The organism is Deinococcus sp. Arct2-2 (assembly GCF_004801315.1).
Classification (GTDB): Bacteria; Deinococcota; Deinococci; order Deinococcales; family Deinococcaceae; genus Deinococcus.
This window is the reverse complement of sequence record NZ_SSNW01000068.1, coordinates 1-15,871: the sequence shown is the minus strand read 5'-3', so window position 1 is coordinate 15,871 and position 15,871 is coordinate 1. Positions and strand designations below refer to the sequence as shown.

Sequence of the window (15,871 nt, the reverse complement as noted above, 5' to 3'; positions counted from 1 at the left end):
ATGCGCTGCGGGGACGCTGTAGGGCGTCCCCGCCTGTCCAACCGGAGGTCGGTGAATTATTTTGAGTGACGTGACGTTCAAACCCACGCGGCGGTCAACGGCGCAGCGCAGGCCGATCGGCAGGCGTTCAGAAGGTGGGGCCGCCCTCTGGATGGGCGGCCCCGCTTTGCTGCTGCTGACCGTCTTTCTAGTCCTGCCCTTTTTCTTGGCTTTTACGCTGAGTTTCACCAACCAACGCCTGTTTTCACCCAATCCCACCGAATTCGTGGGGTGGCGAAATTTTGACCGCCTGCTCAGTGTGCGGGTGATTGCCCGGCCTCCTGAAGTGGATCCGGTTTCTGGACAGCCCACTCGGGGCGCTGCGGGAGAGGTGCAGCCTCAGTCCACCCGAACCGCGCTGGCCAATACTCCTGCGCTCTCCGAGTACCGGCCAGGCTTCGAATTCCAGTGGAGCGGGCAATCCTACGCGGTCGTGGCCAAAGACCCGGTGTTTTACCGCTCGCTGGGCAACACCACCCTGTTCGCCCTCATCGTGGTGCCGCTCCAAACTGTGTTGGGCCTCCTGCTGGCAGTGGTTGTCAACCGCAGGGTGCCGGGCGTCGGCCTCTTTCGCGCCATTTATTTTTTGCCGGTGGTGACGTCCATCGCCGTCGTCTCGATTATTTGGGTGTTCTTGTACAACCGCGACGTCGGCATGATCAATCAGTTTGTGACACTGCTGACCTTCAATTTGGTCAAACCGATCGACTGGTTGGGGAGTCCCCGTACTGCCATGTTGGCTATCGGCCTGATGTCCGCGTGGTCGGCGGTCGGCTTCCAGATGATTATTTTCCTGGCAGGACTTCAAGGGATCCCCGCCCAGTTGTATGAGGCCGCCAGTATTGACGGCGCTTCTGCGTGGCAGCGCTTCCGCTTCGTAACGGTGCCGTCGCTGCGCAATACCACGGTGTTCGTGGTGATTCTCACCACGGTTCAGGCCTTTAGCCTCTTTACCCAGGTGGACATCATGACCCAGGGGGGGCCGCTCGACAGCACTAGCACCATGATGTACCGCATCGTCACCAAAGGCACCCGCGAACAAGACATCGCGTCCGGCTCGGCCATGTCCGTGGTGTATATCCTGCTGATTTTCGGGATCGCCCTGATTCAGCGCCGTCTTCTGGCCGAACGGAAGAGCACATGACTGTAGTGCGGCGCAGACCGGGATTGACGGTGCAGACCCGGGCCCGGCTCAGCGTGCTGGGCCATTACGTGCTGATGAGCGCGATCGCGTTCGTGTTTCTCTTTCCACTGGTGTTTATGGTCATGTCATCGTTCAAGCCGCGGGAGCAGGTGCTGCTGGATCTGCGTTCGATCCGGGGTCTCCTGCCGGTGGGCGACCTGTCGCTGGCCAATTACCAGGCGGTCTTCCAGGCCACCAACTTTGAGCTGTATTTCCGTAATTCTGTGTTGATTGCCGTCATCTCGGTGGTGTTCAGCCTGCTGTTCAACAGCCTCGCGGCTTACGCGCTGGCCCGGTTGCGCTGGCGCGGTCAACGGGGGGTGGTGGCCCTCTTGATCATCCTCTTGATCATTCCCGGCGAAACCATCATCATCCCGCTCCTGTTGATCGTGAGCCGCTTGCCTTGGATCGAGGTGGGGCCGGACGGCGTACAGGTGGTGTCCACCTGGATCAATACCTTACGGGTGCAGATCATTCCTTTTCTGGCCGACGTCGGCGGCATTTTCTTGTTCTACCAATTTTTCCTGGATCTGCCAAAGGAACTGGATGAGGCGGCGGTCATCGACGGCGCGACCCCTTTTCAGATCTACCGCCGGATCATCGTGCCGCTCTCCGGCCCAGTCTTTGCCACAGTGGCCATCTTGCGCTTCTTGGGAGCGTGGAATGCCTATGTCTGGCCCACCATGACCGTTCAGTCCGAAGAAGCCCGGCCGCTGATGCCCGCCATTCAAGTTTTTTACGGGTACGTCAATGAATGGGGTCAGATCATGGCGTTCGCTACCCTGATCACTCTCCCAGTGCTCGTGCTCTTTATTGTGTTTCAGCGCTGGTTTGTTGCCAGCGTGGCAAGCACCGGAAGCAAAGATTGACCCGCGCGCCTTGGTCTCTCTCACGCCGCGCCGCGCTGTGGTGGCTCGGTGCTGGTCTGCTGATCCTGACTTCAAGGGGCTTTTGGGCCCAAACGAGGACGCACAGAATGACGCTTGTCTTGGATGATCCACACCGCCCCCGCTTCCATTTTCTTCCACGCTCCAATTGGATGAACGACCCGAACGGCCTGATTCAGTGGCGCGGCGAATATCACCTGTTTTATCAGCACAATCCCAGCGCTCCGGTCTGGGGCAGCATTCACTGGGGGCACGCGGTCAGCCGCGACCTGGTGCACTGGACGCATTTGCCTTTGGCCTTGGCTCCCACACCGGGCGGCCCCGATGCGGACGGCTGCTGGTCAGGCTGTGCCGTTGACTATGAGGGGGTGCCGACGCTGCTGTATACCGGGGCTGCCGGAGGCGCACAGGTGCAGTGCTTGGCCCGGAGCAGCGACAGTGGGCTGCGAACCTGGGTGAAGGATGAGGGCAACCCGGTGCTCTCGGTGCAGCCTGCAGGCACCAAACCAGGCGACTTTCGTGATCCCTTTGTCTGGCGGGAGGGTGAACTGTGGTTGATGGTGCTGGGCGCGGCCCTTGATACGGGGTACGGCGCGGCTCTGCTGTACAGTTCTCCGGATCTGCAACACTGGACTTACCTGCACCCCTTGTTGCAGGGGGACCGGGAAGAGCACGGCTGGATGTGGGAGTGTCCCAATTTTTTCGCGCTGCGGGACAAGCATGTGCTGCTCTTCTCGAACGGCCTGACCCGGCAAGTCTTCTATGTGGTGGGACGCTTTGATGGGCGGTCGTTTCAGCCGGAAACAGAAGGGCGGCTGAGTGCTGACGATTCCTATGCGCCGCTGACCTTCTTGGATGATCAGGGCCGGCGCATTCTGTTTGGCTGGATCGATGAGCCCCGCAGTGAGGCCGTGCGGCGGGCAGCGGGATGGGCCGGCGTGGCTTCGCTGCCGCGGATCCTGGACTTGGATCGGCAAGGCCGCTTGACTGTCACACCGGTTCCCGAGTTGCGGCGGCTGCGCGGATCTACGCGGCCTACAGGTGAGCTTCAGGAGGACGGCACGGTTCTGGGACTGCGCGGAGACGCCTTAGAACTAGAGATTGAATTTGAAGTGACGGGCAGCGGTAGCTGTGGGGTCGCCGTGAGATGTTCTCCCGATGGGCGCGAGGAGACCGTGATTGTGTATGACCGGGGCCTGGGACGCCTTATTATTGACCGGAGCCGATCCTCTGCCGACCCAACGGCCGTATCAGCGTTGCAGGAGCTTGCGCTGCATCCTCTAGAGGGCGACCAGCTCCGCTTGACGGTCTTTGTAGATCGCTCAGTGCTGGAGGTGTTTGTCCGGGACGGCCTAAGCCTCACGAGCCGGATCTACCCAACGCGCCCCGACAGTCTGGGCGTGCGAATCTTGACCACTGCTGGAGCACGCTTGACCACCGCAGACGCTTGGATTTTGGGTTGATGGTTGACGCCCATAGGCGGGCACAGATCATCCAATTCCAATCCAGGAGTCTGGAGGAATGACTGGCCCTTGTCCTGCCAAGCGCTCATGCCTGTATTGATTGTCGTGGTGAGCCTGCCTTAACCTTGCGGCTCCACTGCGAGCCGGATCCCACTGACGGAGGCGTCCTGCGCCGGAGCGGTCATGCGGTCGGCCATCTCCGGCCCGCAGCAAGTTTGGCGCTGAAACGGTGCATCCATGCTTTAAGCGTGTTCCGAGCAATCTGGCAGTGCCTGATCGGCAGAGGGAAGCGGATGGGTGAATACAACGTTCTAGAGATCATTCACCCCCATGAGCTTCGGAGTGACGGAACTCCGCCTCAGGAGATTCAGCGTGTGGTCAACATCGATGGAACAGGCATTGACGTTGCCCCTCGTTAGCGCGGGCCACTCTCTTCAGGGAGAGGCTCTAAATTTGGGGGATTGGCAACGGGGAGCTGCAGGACTCGTTCTAAAAAAAAGCTCTGGAACGCCGGAGCATCAATTTGAAGCACCACCTCCACGTGCTTGAATCCTGCTGCTGAGATGGGAACAGTCTGACCCGTGGTATACACCCCTTGGGTTTCGACCCCTATGCACATCGACTGGCTGTGAACCACAAGTGCGGGCCTCAGCAAGAGTGCCGCCGTCAGGGGATCGTGCATGTGGGTAAACTCCCGGCCATCATGCGCCTGCACAAACGGAAGCCAGGCGCTCAGTTCAGCATGGAGCAAGCGGGCAAGGGGGTGATCCACTTCGCCCAAAGCTTGCAGTTCCTCTTGTCCCAGACGCGTTTTGGTGGTGACGTCAAGTGGCACAAGGGTGATGGGCAGGCCGGACTCAAACACCACCTGCGCGGCCTCTGGATCGGAGTGAATGTTGTGCTCGGTGACGGGCAATAGGAATGTCGGGTCGTTCCGCCCAAAAACACCGCCCATCATGTAAATGCGTTTGACACGGGCCATGGTGTCTGGCGCTTTCAGAATGGCGCGGGCGAGATTCCCCAGTGGGGCGATGGCCAAGATCGTGACCTCGCCCTCCTGCGCTTTCACCGTCTCAAGAATGAAGTCTTCCGCGGGTTGGTCGAGCAGAACATGATCAGGAATACCGACATGATCGATGTTTTTTCCTTCGTGACCGGGCCAGAAGATGGGCCGGGAAGACGTGAGGGTAGCGGGCTGCCCAGCTGCGATTGGAATTTGGCCTGCGCGGCCCAGATGGGCGAGTACCTGGTAAGCAATTTTGCCGCGCAAAACCGTGTTGCCGTAAGCTGTTGTAATACCCAACAACTCAATCTCGGGCGAGGCCAGCAGGAAGGAGAGGGCGAGAATGTCGTCGATATCTGTGCCAATGTCCGTATCGAGAAGAATTTTATGCATCTGTTGCCTTCGGTGATCAGGCTCCACCGCTGATGTCTTGGCGTCACCAGCTTGGCGGAGCCTGCCCATGATTTTTGGAAGAGGCGGAAAGTGCTGGATCAAGCCCTGAGACACAACGGGGAAGTGCAGCAGACCCGCTTGCTGGGCCGCGCTTGACCGGTACACTTGAAGGGGAGGGGTGTAGCGTGCTCAGCCCTCTAGATCAGCTCCCCACTCTGGCGGTCATCTCAGCGGAAGACTTCGATGTAATCCAGTTCCGCGAACCCTGCATGTGTGAACCGTAGGGTGTTATTCCCCGCCGTGAGGGTCACTGGCACGGTCACCAGAGCAAATTGGCCCCAGCCAGGCGTCGCTGGATAGCTCACCGGCGTGCTACCTGCACCGTTCACCGTCAGTTGCTGGGTCGTCGTGCCACCTGTCCCATTCGCGTAGCGGATGCGCAGCAAGTAATTGCCCGGCACACTGGCGTAGACATTGGCAAATTCTACGAAGCTGCTGGCAAAGTCAATGCCTCCCACAAACCCGTTGTTCGAGGCGTTGCCTGACGTCCGGCGATCCGCATTGTTGACTGCCGCATTCTCTGCCTCTAGGCGCGGGAAAATCCGCAGAACATCAAGTTCGGCGTAACCATTGACGGCACCTTGGCTCAACCGAACCGTGTTGCTCCCAGCATTGAGCGTGACATTGAGGTTCACGCTGTCAAACTGCGCCCACCCTGCCGTCGGTGGGTACGTCACGGTCTGAGACGCTCCCCCGTTGACTGCCAACCGCTGACTTGAGGCACTGCCCGTGCCGTTTGCATAGCGGATACTGAGCACGTATGAGCCACCCGACGGTACGTTCACGGTGGACTGTACGGCACTGTCGGCAAAATCGATGCCCCCAACGTAGGATCCGCCTGAGGCGTTGCCTGAACTGCGTCTCGATGCGTTGGTGACATCTGCATTCTCAGCCTCGTACTCCTGTACCGGAGCACTTGACGTGACGCCGACCGAATCAAGTTCAGCGTACTGCATCCCCTTAGTGAAGCGGAGCGTATTGGTGCCTGCTATCAGATTCACGGTCACAGGACTGGTGCTGAACTGCCCCCAGCCCGCGGTTGGTGGATAGCTCACCATCTGCGCACTGGCGCCGTTGATGGACAGCGCGTGGGTGGAGGCCGCCCCAGTGCCATTGGCGTAGCGCAGAGTCAGCGTGTAGCTTCCAGCTGAGGTAACTTTGATCGGGAGCGTGACCTTGCTTGAGGCCTCGTCAATGTTGCCCACAAAAAACCCACCCGACGCTGAGGCCGACTTGCGGATGCGGGCCGCTGTGACAACTCCCTGCTCCGCTTCGTAGATCGCTTGAGGGCCAAGATCGGTCACAGTACCTGCGTCGCCTGAAGGCAAGGGGAGAGCAGTTTCTGGAGCCACTGGGCTTCCAAAGTTGGGGCTACCGTCTCCATTCCAGGTGACCTGCTTGGCCTGTAGCTGTCGGTCATCGCCATCTAAAATGTCCCCAGTAAGTGTTTTGATATGATATACCACCCAATCTTGAGTTCCATCAGGGGATTTGAAGAATTGCATTGAGCCTGGACCATAAGCACCAGCTGCGTTATTTCTTGAAAAAACACAGTTGGGAGATTTGACCCAAGAAGTTGAGTTTAAAAGGTTGGCATCAATATCAGCCACTAACATTCCAACACAGTAATCTGGGGATTCATAGCTTGATGCTGAGAAGATATTGTAGACCTTGGAGCCCTTTACAATAACGCTTGAACCCTCATCCACACAATATCCAGTGCGGCATTCCCAAGCTGCAGTGGGTTGCGCGATGCGAGTGAAATTTGAACTGACAGTCCAAGGATTGCTCATTTTGGCAATGTGAATCGAGTTTGCCCCACCCACGATTGACGTTTCAAACAAATACAGTTGAGATCCCACGTAAAAAGGGAAAGTTGCAATCACTGCGCTGTTATTGACGGTCGCTAATCTAGCTTTAAAGCTATAAGGGCCCATCGGGTCGTCCGCCGCACTCTCAAGCACAAAGTCCGCACCGTACAGATACCAACGAGCGTTTGAATGGAGGATAAAGCCCACACAGTAGGTGCAGTTAATACCGTCGGCGGCGCCGGTCCATACCGTCGTGGGCGCTGTTGTCGCTAGACCGGCGAGGCTGGAGGCTTTGGTGATGCGGGCGCCTTGGGCGTCTGAATTGTCGTTGTACAGCAGGTAATAATAGCCGTTGTGGGTGACCATCATCGGATCAGCCTGGTACCCACGTACCAGTGGGGTCTGAAACTGCGTGACGGTGGAGAGGGCTGTTACGGGACGGGCAGGGCTCAGGGCGGCAGGCGGCTCAGAAGTGGGAGCAGTGCTGCACCCTACGAAGAGAACAAGCACGAGGCCAGCGAAAATCCATTTGAACAGCTGCATAAGACGCTCCTCAGGGGATGGGTGAGAGATTAATCGGTCGCATCTGGCAAGGGCATGAGGGTCGGAAATTCAGTGATACGCAGCCGGGCGCACCCGTAGGGCACCAGCTTGAGGACTTCGATAGGTTGACCAGTCCAAAGCGGACTTTGGGGAGGTGGCCCAGCCGACCCCTCTGCGACTTTCCAGCCCTTGACGCGCGCGCCGAAAGTCTGAATTTTGAGCGGCGCATTCTCCAGGGCAAAGGGCAGCTTGCCCACTGAAGTCCGCTCCACTTGGATAGCGGACGCGGGACTGTCTGCGCTGAGAGCCAAGGCAAAATTCCAAGACGTGCGTGGGCGTACCTCCCAATCCCCGAAGCCGGGCGTATCGGGCAGGCGTGTCCAGGCTTCTCCAGGAGACAGGGCCAGCGTCAAAGCCCCCCACGTCAAGCCCACCGCACCGTGTGGACGAGGATGAACCAGCAAACTCCCCGGCAGTGAGAGCGAAACCTCATCCCCGTGGTGCCACAGGCGCCGCACCTGGAAGCAGCCCCGGGCATCCACCTGAATCGGCTGCGCTTCGCCGTTCACCGTCAAGCGGGGAGCGCTGCACCAGTGCGGCACTCGGAGTGTCAGTGGAAAGGTAAGAGGCGTGCGGGCTCGAACCTCGATCTGAACCTCATCCTCAAACGGATAGGACGTGGCGACACGGAGCTCAATGTCGCCTGTTGGAAGTGAAGCCGACACCGTACAGGGCGCGTATGCTACGGCGGCCAAGCCGCCCGTAGCCGTTTGCATCCAGAGGTGTGAAGTGAACTTCGGCCAGCCTTGATGAACGTTTGCGGTGCAGCAGCCGAAATGAGGTTCGAGCCCGAAGATGTTGGCGTCATCCCCACTAAACGTCCAGTCGCGGCGGTCGACGGTGGCACTGACCTGATTGGCCTGCTGGTGGTACTGGTGGGTGCGCATGTCTGGGCCGCAGCTGGCAGGCAACAGATTAAACGCCAAGCGTTCGAGACGGTCAGCGAGTTGATCTACCCCAAACACCCGGATGAGCTGCTCAAGACTGTACATGGCTTCGACCACCGCGCAGGTTTCCACACCATGGTGCGGGGCTTGGCCCGCCAGCCACTCGTCACCGCTGAACATGCCGTGCACCAAGCCGTGCTGCTCATCCAAGTGACCGAGGGCCGAGAGGAGACTGTCTTGCCAAGCGGGCTCATCCTCCAGCAGCGCGTGCGCTGCAAACCACTTCAGGCCCATGGCCACGTTCACAACGTGCCAGCGGTGATCAAACTGTTGCGCGGCCTCTGGTATCAGGTCGTGGGTGAGGGCTGCACGCCAGTCTTGACTCTGCTGCAGTACCAAGCGGGCCAAGTCCAGCAGCCACGGCTCCTGAAGCTGACGGTAAAGCCACAGCACGCTCATGGCGTTGTCGGCCCCCCGGGCCCGGCCCCAATCACTGAGGGGGCGTCCAGGCAACTCTTGCCACTGATGCTGGAAGTACCGCCTTAAAAAGGGGATGACCCGTAGGTCGGCTGTGGCATCGTAATACTCGGTAAGCGTTTTGGCCACGATCATCCGCGGCCACCAATCGCTGTTCGTGGCAGGGCCAAACATTCCGCTCTCCTGCTGGCTGTGGAACACGGCGTCAAGCCACCGCTCTGCTCTGCGCCGTAGAGGAGGGTCGGCCAAGACGAGGGCGAGGGCGAGCAGACCGTCAAGGTAATACGGCCCCCGTTCCCAGGCTTCGCCGTCTCCACCCAACCACGCACTGCTGGAACCCACGTCTGGCCAAATTTCTTCCAAATGTCCGGTCAGGCCGTCGGCTTGGAGCTGCAGCTGAGCGCGCAACCACCCCTGAGGCTGAATCCTACCCGCGGCAAGCGGCGTCAAGCTGTTGAGTGCTGAAGTCAAGGTGGAATCCATGTGCCTCCTGGCTCAGCCTTTGGAGCCTGTGAACTTAACGCCCTCAATGATCCAACGCTGAAAGAGCAGGAACACAACCACCAAGGGAACCACTGCGATGACCGACGACATAAAAATCTCGTGGTACGAAGCGTTGGTGTTGTTGTAAGCCGACACCGCGACCTGCACCGTCCAGAGTTTTTCGTTCTGACCGACCGTCAGGGGCCAGAGAAATGAGTTCCAGCTGCTGATGAAGGTCAGAACGCCGAGGGCAGTCAGAATTCCCTTGCTGTTGGGCAGGGCCAGTTGCCGGTATACGCCTGTCCAGCTCAGGCCGTCCACCCGGCCCGCCTCCTCCATATCCCGGGGAAAATCGAGGTAGTACTGACGGAACATAAAAGCGTTGAAAGCACTGAACATCTCAGGCACCACGATGCCCTGCAGGGTATTGACCCAACCGAGCTTGGCCACCAACACGAACTTGGGAATGAACAGCACGATGCCAGGCACCAGCATGGTGGCCAAGATGAACCCCAGCACGAGCGATTTACCGCGGAAAGGCACCCGGGCCAAAGCGTAGCCTGCCATTGAGGCGAACAGCACCCCGAAAAAGGTTTGTAACGCGGCCACCACGGCGGAGTTGCGCAGGCCCAACAAGATGTTGACGTCTCGGCTGTCAAACAGGGTTTGAGGCAGGTATTCCCAGTGGGGAGGGAGAGGAAAGAGAATAAACTGGTCGCCAATGATGTCGCGGTCGGCCATCAGCCCGTTGCGAACCGTGAGAAAGAATGGAAAGAGGAAGAGAAATGCGAGGAGGATCAGCGCGGCATAGAGTGCCACGCGCCCCGGTGGAATAGGCTTCCGCTTGACAGGCCAGGCCCGCACGGTGAACTCCTTAATCGTTTTGCCGCTGGCCCAGGCCGAAGAGCCGAACCTGCAAGAGGGTGGCCAGCAAGATGATGCCTGCCAGGAGGAAGGCACTGGCGCTGCCCCGGCCGTAATCAGCGGTGGCAAAGCCTGTGTCGTAGATGTACCAGATGGGAGGCCGCCCTGCCAGGGACGAAGAGAGACTGCTCACGCCGGAGCCCAAGACGTTGTAAAACTCGTCAAACGCTTGCAGCGCGCCGATCACGTTGACGAACAGCAAAAAGATGGATGTGTTGCGCAGCAGGGGAAACGTAATGCCCCAAAACGATTGCCAAGAGGACGCGCCGTCGATTCGGGCCGCTTCGTACAGTTGTGCCGGGACTTCTTTGAGGCCAGCCAAGAAAATCAGCATGTTGAAGCCGAGGGTCAGCCACAACCGCAGGCTGACCAAGACGACCCACACCCACGGTGACGTGAGCGTCCAGACGATGGGATCCCACCCGAACAAGCCGAGCACGGTATTGGCGATTCCGAACGACAAGCCGTTGAACAACCCAATCTTCCAGATCAAGGCACCAACCACGAACGAGACGGCGGTAGGCATAAACAGCGCTGTGCGGAAGAAAGCCTGTCCGCGGCGCACGCTATTGACCAACAGGGCCAGGGCCAGACCGAACACCAAGGTCAGTGGAACGACCAGCGCGGCGTACAGCGCTCCCGTGATGAGTGACTCCCGAAAGGCCGGGTCAGCCAGCGTCCGCCGAAAGTTGTCCAGGCCTACCCAGCGGCTGACGTCAAACTCAATGGTGCCCCGGGCATTTTGAAAGCTGAGCGCAAAGCCCCAAACCAGCGGCACAATCGTGAATACGATTAAGCCCATCACCAGTGGCCCGACGAGTCCCCAAAAGGCCCAAGTGGCCGAGCGATCTGGACGAGGGGCACGTTGGCTCCGCGAGGTCGGGAGGTTCAGGCTCCGCATGGCGAAAATCCTTGTTGAACGCCGCTCACCTTCAAGGCCGCGCGAGTTCTTGCTGAGATTGCGCGGCGGCCGCTTTGACGAGGGCGGCAATATCCCCAGTGCCGTTCACTGCCTTGCCGACCATGTTGTAATACGCATCGGCCACCGATCCGGCGAATGCAGCCGGATTTTGCCGGGCATACCGGTTCAGCACGTTCGCTGCGGCCGCTTCAGGGCCACTGGGGTCGAAGTTCGCAGCCGTCGCCACCGACTTGCGGGGCGGGACATGGAACTCATACTTGGTGTTCCAGTCCACAGGCACCGCTGTGGAATCGAGCCACACCTTTTTGATGTAGGCTTTGGCGGCCGCCAGATTCTTGCTCTTGGCATTGACCATCATCACGAAGCCGCCGTCCCAGGTCGCTGGTTTGCCCTGCGCGTCCAAGGCGGGCCAAGGCACGATACCGAAATCATCACCCAGGGCCTCACGCGCGCGGCCGATGGCCCAGGCGCCGCACAGCTGCATGGCCACCTGACCTTGCAAAAAGGGATTGATCTCGTACCAGTCGGCGGGCGCGCCCACCAGCAGGCTGCCGGAATTCTTGAGCTCACGCAGGCTTTGCAGCGCCTTGACAGTTCGGGGCGTGTTGTAAGTGATCTTGTTGCCCTGCATAAAGGTCACTCCCGCAGACCACGGCATAATCTGGTCGAGCGGACCAACGCCGTTGTTGCCCACGAACAGCCCTTTACGGTTGCCCTGGGTCAGCTTTTTGGAGGCCGCCAGCAGCTCTGCAAAGGTTTTGGGCGGCTGGAGGCCCGCAGCCTTGAGCAAACTCTTGCGGTAGAACACGACGGCGACATCCGAGTGCATCTTGACGGCCTGAATCCGCCCATTGCGGGTCATCTGCTGCAGCGCTGTTGGGCTAAAATCACGCTTGAGGGCAGGGGTAAAGAGGTCGTCGAGATTGGCCAGCTGGCCGTCGGCAAAATCTTCCAAAGTTCCGGCGGGATACTCAAAAATATCCGGCGCGGTTCCCGCTGCCAGAGCCGCCCGCAGTTTGCTGGTGTAATCGCCTGGAATCCAACTGACTTCAATCTTAAGATTGTTGGCTTTGGCGTACTCTGCGTCATAGCGGTAGACGGCGTCTTTCTGTCCGTCTGCCCCGTAAACGTGCCACCAGTGGGTCAGCGTCAAGTTGTTTTGGGCAACGGCGAAGAGGGTTGAACTGCCGAGTAGGGCTGTGAGCATGAAGCAGGTGCTGCGTCGCATAGGGTCTCCTGAAAAAAAGACAACAGAAAGGCTTACCAAGGCGGGAACGACTTGGCTGAACACAATCGGAGGCTGGGACAGCTCAGGGCAATGGGGGGTAGACTAGAGGCACCTCCTTCTCTTGACGGTGAGGGGGGCGAAGAGAGGCGCCACAGGAGTTCCGGACGACCAGATGGCAGGGTAACCGCTGGACGCCGGACTTCTGTTGGCCATTAATCAACTCGAGCAGGTGCCTTCCGGCACTGCGCCCGAGTTCGTGGAGGTTCATGTCTACAGTGGTGAGGGCTGGCCTCGCCGCCTCACTGAGTTCAGTCCAGTTGTCAAATCCAACAACTGAGACGTCGTTTGGGATGGAGAGACCAAACTTGATCATGGCCTCTTGAGCACCGCGGGCCAGCTGATCGTTGCCGCAAAACAGCGCATCAAAAGAATGGTGGTGTTGGAGCAAGTGCCACATCGCCTCGTAACCACTGGGTTCATTCCAGGGAACATGCACGACTTGCGCGGGTTCAAGGCCCGCACGCGCCAGGCTGCCTTGCAAACTGTTCCGCCGCTGCTGAACCGCCTCATACTCGGGGGGCCCAGTCAAATGCAGAAAACGTCGGCGGCCCAGGCCAATGAGATGCTCTGCAGCCAGCGCTGCCCCCTGATGGTCGTCGGGTTGGAGTGCCAGACTGCCTGGGGTCTCTGGCCGCGTGTAGGCGTACAAGAGGGGCAAATTGGTATCGAGCAGGATGGCTGGCCGGGGATCCGTACTGGCACCGGCCACGATGATGCCGTCCACGCGCTTGGCCAGCAACGAACCCAGGTGGCGGAGCTCTCGCTCAGAAGCTTCTTGGGCGTAACACAAAAAAACTGAAAGTTCCGCCTCACCCAGAGCGTCCTCGATGCCTTCCAAGAGCGGCAAGCTGAACCGGCCGGAGCTGGCCACCAGACCGACGGTGAAACTCCGGCCGCGCAACACGCTCTGAAACAGCTCGTTGGGACGGTAGTTGAGATCCCGGGCCACCGTTCGCACACGCTCGCGCGTCTCTTCACGCATACTGCCGGTGCTGTTTAAAGCTTTGGAGGCGGTGGCGATGCTGACTCCTGCGGCTTGCGCGACGTCACGAACGGTGGCGGCACGTCCAGAAAGCAGGTGGGGTACGGTTTGAGCTTGTTTGGGGGACATTGGACTCCACACCGCCAAAAGGCGCTCCTGCAGACAGCAGTTCAGCAGGCAAGTTAACTTGTTTCCTAACCGCCAGTGTGCATCGCTGCCCAGCACCGTGTCAAGACTGAGATACCCGCGAGGTGCCCTTACCTGACCTCGTGCACGGGCGCGATTGCGCTGCTGCGCCCGCTCACCGATGCAGACACGCTGCCAGCCGAGTACCCGATTAGCATTCAGGGCGTGTCTGGTTACAGCGGCGGTGGTCGCCAATTGATTGATGCCTTCCACGGGCGCGGCGAGCATCATTTGCACGGTGCGTACCGCGCTTACGGTTTCAACCCCAACCACAACCACCTGCCGGAAATCAAGAAATACGCGAAGCTCGAGGTCGAACCGATGTCCACGCCTGCGGCGGGTGCGTTCGCGCAGGGCATGATCGTTCAGGTGCCGTTGCACCTCGGCCAACTGCCATCCAAACCCACGGCTCCATGGGCACTGGGCGGTCGTCTTGTTTGAGCATCAGGAACCGGGGTGCCCGTACTGTGCAGCGCAACTTCAGGGCTTCAGGGCGCACGTGGTTCATCTGCGCCGGGAGGGGGTGCAGGTCGTGGCACTCTCTGAACGCGGTCATGAACCCACACGGCGGTGGCCTTGGCAGGCCCGTCCTCTCCTAGAAATGTTCAGCGGCGAGGCGGTCACCCGCCTGCTGTACGACGTGGGACAAGACGTGGATGAGGCGGGCACGCGGCTGCATAGTACGGCAGCCGTCGTGCGTCCAGATGGAACAGTTGAACTCGCGCTGTATGACAGCGGGCCGCAGGGGCATCTGTCGCCGATTGATGCGTTCGGACTGATTCTCAGCCAGCGGTAGGGCCACGCACTGCGCCGGAACCTGTCGTCCTACACCAGGAGCGACAGGTTCCGGTCTCCATTTGCCTAACTGCCTGAAGCCGCTCTAGAAGGTTGGCGAATTCTTCGGAATTCTAAAATTGAACCTTTTGATCGTCGGCTGCGTAACAGTATTCGAGGAAGCAAGCAGGGTGGTGACGATTCATATCCTCCGGATAGGTGACTTTTCTAAATTAATTAGAGAGTTACGCGTACCTAGTTCTCGAATCTCACCGCGCTTCCCTGGTTCCGAACGTTCCCTCCGCCCTCTTTCCCTACTCCGAGGTACCCCCATGAACAAGATCCTGACCACTCTGAGCCTCCTGACCACCGCCGCCCTGTTGAGTGCCTCCGCCCAGGCCCAAACGATGATGATGCACGCAGGCAGCTTCCATGCCCTCGGTGCGCCCACCACGGGCAACGTCTCCGCGACGCAGCAAGGCGGGAAAGTCACCGTCAAGCTCAGCAATCTGAAGACGGAACCCGGCCCCGGCCTGCAAGTCTGGCTCTACGCCGCCGCCGCGCCTAAGAAGGGAGCCAGCGACGCGTCTATCGCCGCTGTCAAGCACGTCAAAGTGGGCGACCTGAAGATGTTCAAGGGGAATTTCAGCTTCACCGCGCCCGCAGGCACCAAGCTGTCTGATTTCAAAAGTGTGGTGCTGTACTGCGACAACGTCAAGACCGCTTTCGCCGCCGCCGACTTGAAATAACCGCGTCTCAAAAGACTTGCCGAAGCTCCCGAATCACGGAGACGCCATGACCTTGCCCCATACCCTGTCCCACTCGCTGTTGGCCGCCGCCCTGCTGCTCCTTCCTTCAGTGGCCCAAACCACGCCCGTGCCCTCTAAGACGGTGTTGGCTAGCGGCCCCTTGTTGAATCTGGACGGCCAAGAAGTTGGACAGGTGCACCTGGAGCAGCAAGACGGCAGGGTGTACGTGCAGGTGCGGGGCGCAGGGCGGGCAGCAGGCGCGAATCTGGAGTTACTGGTGTCGGCCTCCAGCCGCGCGCTGCGGGCCGGAGATCATGGTGGGCCAGGGCAGGGGGCCATTCGGATCAGCTCCATCCAGCGGGGAGACGTTCGGTCTCTGCTGCCTGCCACGCTCCTGCCCAGCAGTGTCCGCAGCGTGTGGGTCTGGTGCCCCGCGGTGAAACTGCCCTCGGCACGGGCACTGTTGAACCGTTCCGCGCAGTGAACGGTATCCAGGATCTCCGCCTGACGTTCTGACTCTCCAACGCACCTTCCAGCCTTCGGCCTTTTTCAAGCCAACCTAACATTCTGCCCCCATCAGGTTTCCGGCGCAGCGTCTCCGCGCCTGTCTGCTCTGACCTTCCCGTCCCGTCGTTCGCCTCGGCTGTTCCGCACAGCACTCACACCACCACAGGAGTTGACCCTATGCCCCAGCACCGCGCTCGCAAGACCACCGCTTTTGCCGCCCTCTGCGCGCTCGCGCTCGCCTTGGGCACAG

Annotated in this window: 13 protein-coding genes and 1 pseudogene; 6 read left to right on the top strand and 8 right to left on the bottom strand. The window is 59.8% G+C overall.

The features are described 5' to 3' along the window. Window positions 1–70: 70 nt before the first annotated feature. The 3 genes from E7T06_RS20565 to E7T06_RS20555 are packed head-to-tail and all read left to right on the top strand — an operon-like array spanning window position 71 to window position 3,572. Window positions 71–1,183 carry a sugar ABC transporter permease gene (locus E7T06_RS20565; protein ID WP_240741201.1) on the top strand — a complete coding sequence of 371 codons (1,113 nt, stop codon included), beginning with the start codon at window positions 71–73 and terminating at the stop codon, window positions 1,181–1,183. After that, window positions 1,180–2,091, top strand: coding sequence for a carbohydrate ABC transporter permease (locus tag E7T06_RS20560; protein WP_136367632.1), 912 nt, complete (start codon window positions 1,180–1,182; stop codon window positions 2,089–2,091). The genes E7T06_RS20565 and E7T06_RS20560 overlap by 4 nt, the downstream gene beginning before the upstream one ends. Further along, window positions 1,977–3,572, top strand: coding sequence for a glycoside hydrolase family 32 protein (locus E7T06_RS20555; RefSeq protein ID WP_136367631.1), 1,596 nt, complete (start codon window positions 1,977–1,979; stop codon window positions 3,570–3,572). The genes E7T06_RS20560 and E7T06_RS20555 overlap by 115 nt, the downstream gene beginning before the upstream one ends. A 415-nt stretch (window positions 3,573–3,987) precedes the next feature. On the opposite strand, the gene E7T06_RS20550 is transcribed toward E7T06_RS20555, so the two are convergent. From E7T06_RS20550 to E7T06_RS20520, 7 genes are all read right to left on the bottom strand, one after another. Further along, on the bottom strand, window positions 3,988–5,082 hold the full coding sequence (locus tag E7T06_RS20550) for a nucleoside hydrolase (RefSeq protein ID WP_136367630.1): 1,095 nt from the start codon (window positions 5,080–5,082) through the stop codon (window positions 3,988–3,990). 113 nt (window positions 5,083–5,195) lie between these two features. Then, window positions 5,196–7,382, bottom strand: coding sequence for a CBM35 domain-containing protein (locus E7T06_RS20545; RefSeq protein WP_136367629.1), 2,187 nt, complete (start codon window positions 7,380–7,382; stop codon window positions 5,196–5,198). A gap of 29 nt (window positions 7,383–7,411) precedes the next feature. Continuing rightward, the gene (locus E7T06_RS20540; RefSeq protein ID WP_136367628.1) at window positions 7,412–9,289 is read right to left on the bottom strand and encodes a beta-L-arabinofuranosidase domain-containing protein; all 1,878 of its coding nucleotides are present in this window, start codon (window positions 9,287–9,289) and stop codon (window positions 7,412–7,414) included. Window positions 9,290–9,301: 12 nt separating this feature from the next. Then, window positions 9,302–10,108, bottom strand: a complete 807-nt coding sequence (locus E7T06_RS20535) for a carbohydrate ABC transporter permease (protein ID WP_136367627.1) — start codon at window positions 10,106–10,108, stop codon at window positions 9,302–9,304. 55 nt (window positions 10,109–10,163) lie between these two features. Next, window positions 10,164–11,114, bottom strand: coding sequence for a sugar ABC transporter permease (locus tag E7T06_RS20530; RefSeq protein WP_136367626.1), 951 nt, complete (start codon window positions 11,112–11,114; stop codon window positions 10,164–10,166). Window positions 11,115–11,145: 31 nt separating this feature from the next. Continuing rightward, complete coding sequence (locus tag E7T06_RS20525; RefSeq protein ID WP_136367625.1) at window positions 11,146–12,363, bottom strand: sugar ABC transporter substrate-binding protein; 1,218 nt, start codon at window positions 12,361–12,363, stop codon at window positions 11,146–11,148. An 82-nt stretch (window positions 12,364–12,445) separates the two neighbouring features. Next, window positions 12,446–13,972 carry a LacI family DNA-binding transcriptional regulator gene (locus tag E7T06_RS20520; RefSeq protein ID WP_240741203.1) on the bottom strand — a complete coding sequence of 509 codons (1,527 nt, stop codon included), beginning with the start codon at window positions 13,970–13,972 and terminating at the stop codon, window positions 12,446–12,448. Window positions 13,973–14,015: 43 nt separating this feature from the next. On the opposite strand from E7T06_RS20520, the pseudogene E7T06_RS20515 reads away from it, so the two are divergent. From E7T06_RS20515 to E7T06_RS20505, 3 genes and pseudogenes are all read left to right on the top strand, one after another. Continuing rightward, a pseudogene (locus tag E7T06_RS20515) lies at window positions 14,016–14,387 on the top strand (redoxin domain-containing protein); the annotation flags it as partial. Between the two features lie 310 nt (window positions 14,388–14,697). Then, window positions 14,698–15,114 (top strand): DM13 domain-containing protein, encoded by a 417-nt coding sequence (locus tag E7T06_RS20510; RefSeq protein WP_136367623.1) that lies wholly within the window; start codon window positions 14,698–14,700, stop codon window positions 15,112–15,114. A 46-nt stretch (window positions 15,115–15,160) separates the two neighbouring features. Beyond that, entirely contained in the window at window positions 15,161–15,598 is a 438-nt protein-coding gene (locus E7T06_RS20505) for a hypothetical protein (protein WP_136367622.1), read from the top strand. Between the two features lie 92 nt (window positions 15,599–15,690). On the opposite strand, the gene E7T06_RS21570 is transcribed toward E7T06_RS20505, so the two are convergent. Next, window positions 15,691–15,871, bottom strand: a 181-nt coding sequence (locus tag E7T06_RS21570; RefSeq protein WP_205750999.1) for a hypothetical protein, incomplete at its 5' end; no start/stop codon positions are given.

What these genes read in the sequence shown, in the direction of transcription:
- E7T06_RS20560 (WP_136367632.1), top strand. Translation starts at nt 1,180, where the DNA reads ATGACTGTAGTGCGGCGCAGACCGGGATTGACGGTGCAGACCCGGGCC.
- E7T06_RS20555 (WP_136367631.1), top strand. Translation starts at nt 1,977, where the DNA reads ATGGGGTCAGATCATGGCGTTCGCTACCCTGATCACTCTCCCAGTGCT.
- E7T06_RS20545 (WP_136367629.1), bottom strand. Translation starts at nt 7,382, where the DNA reads ATGCAGCTGTTCAAATGGATTTTCGCTGGCCTCGTGCTTGTTCTCTTC.
- E7T06_RS20540 (WP_136367628.1), bottom strand. Translation starts at nt 9,289, where the DNA reads ATGGATTCCACCTTGACTTCAGCACTCAACAGCTTGACGCCGCTTGCC.
- E7T06_RS20530 (WP_136367626.1), bottom strand. Translation starts at nt 11,114, where the DNA reads ATGCGGAGCCTGAACCTCCCGACCTCGCGGAGCCAACGTGCCCCTCGT.
- E7T06_RS20525 (WP_136367625.1), bottom strand. Translation starts at nt 12,363, where the DNA reads ATGCGACGCAGCACCTGCTTCATGCTCACAGCCCTACTCGGCAGTTCA.
- E7T06_RS20510 (WP_136367623.1), top strand. Translation starts at nt 14,698, where the DNA reads ATGAACAAGATCCTGACCACTCTGAGCCTCCTGACCACCGCCGCCCTG.
- E7T06_RS20505 (WP_136367622.1), top strand. Translation starts at nt 15,161, where the DNA reads ATGACCTTGCCCCATACCCTGTCCCACTCGCTGTTGGCCGCCGCCCTG.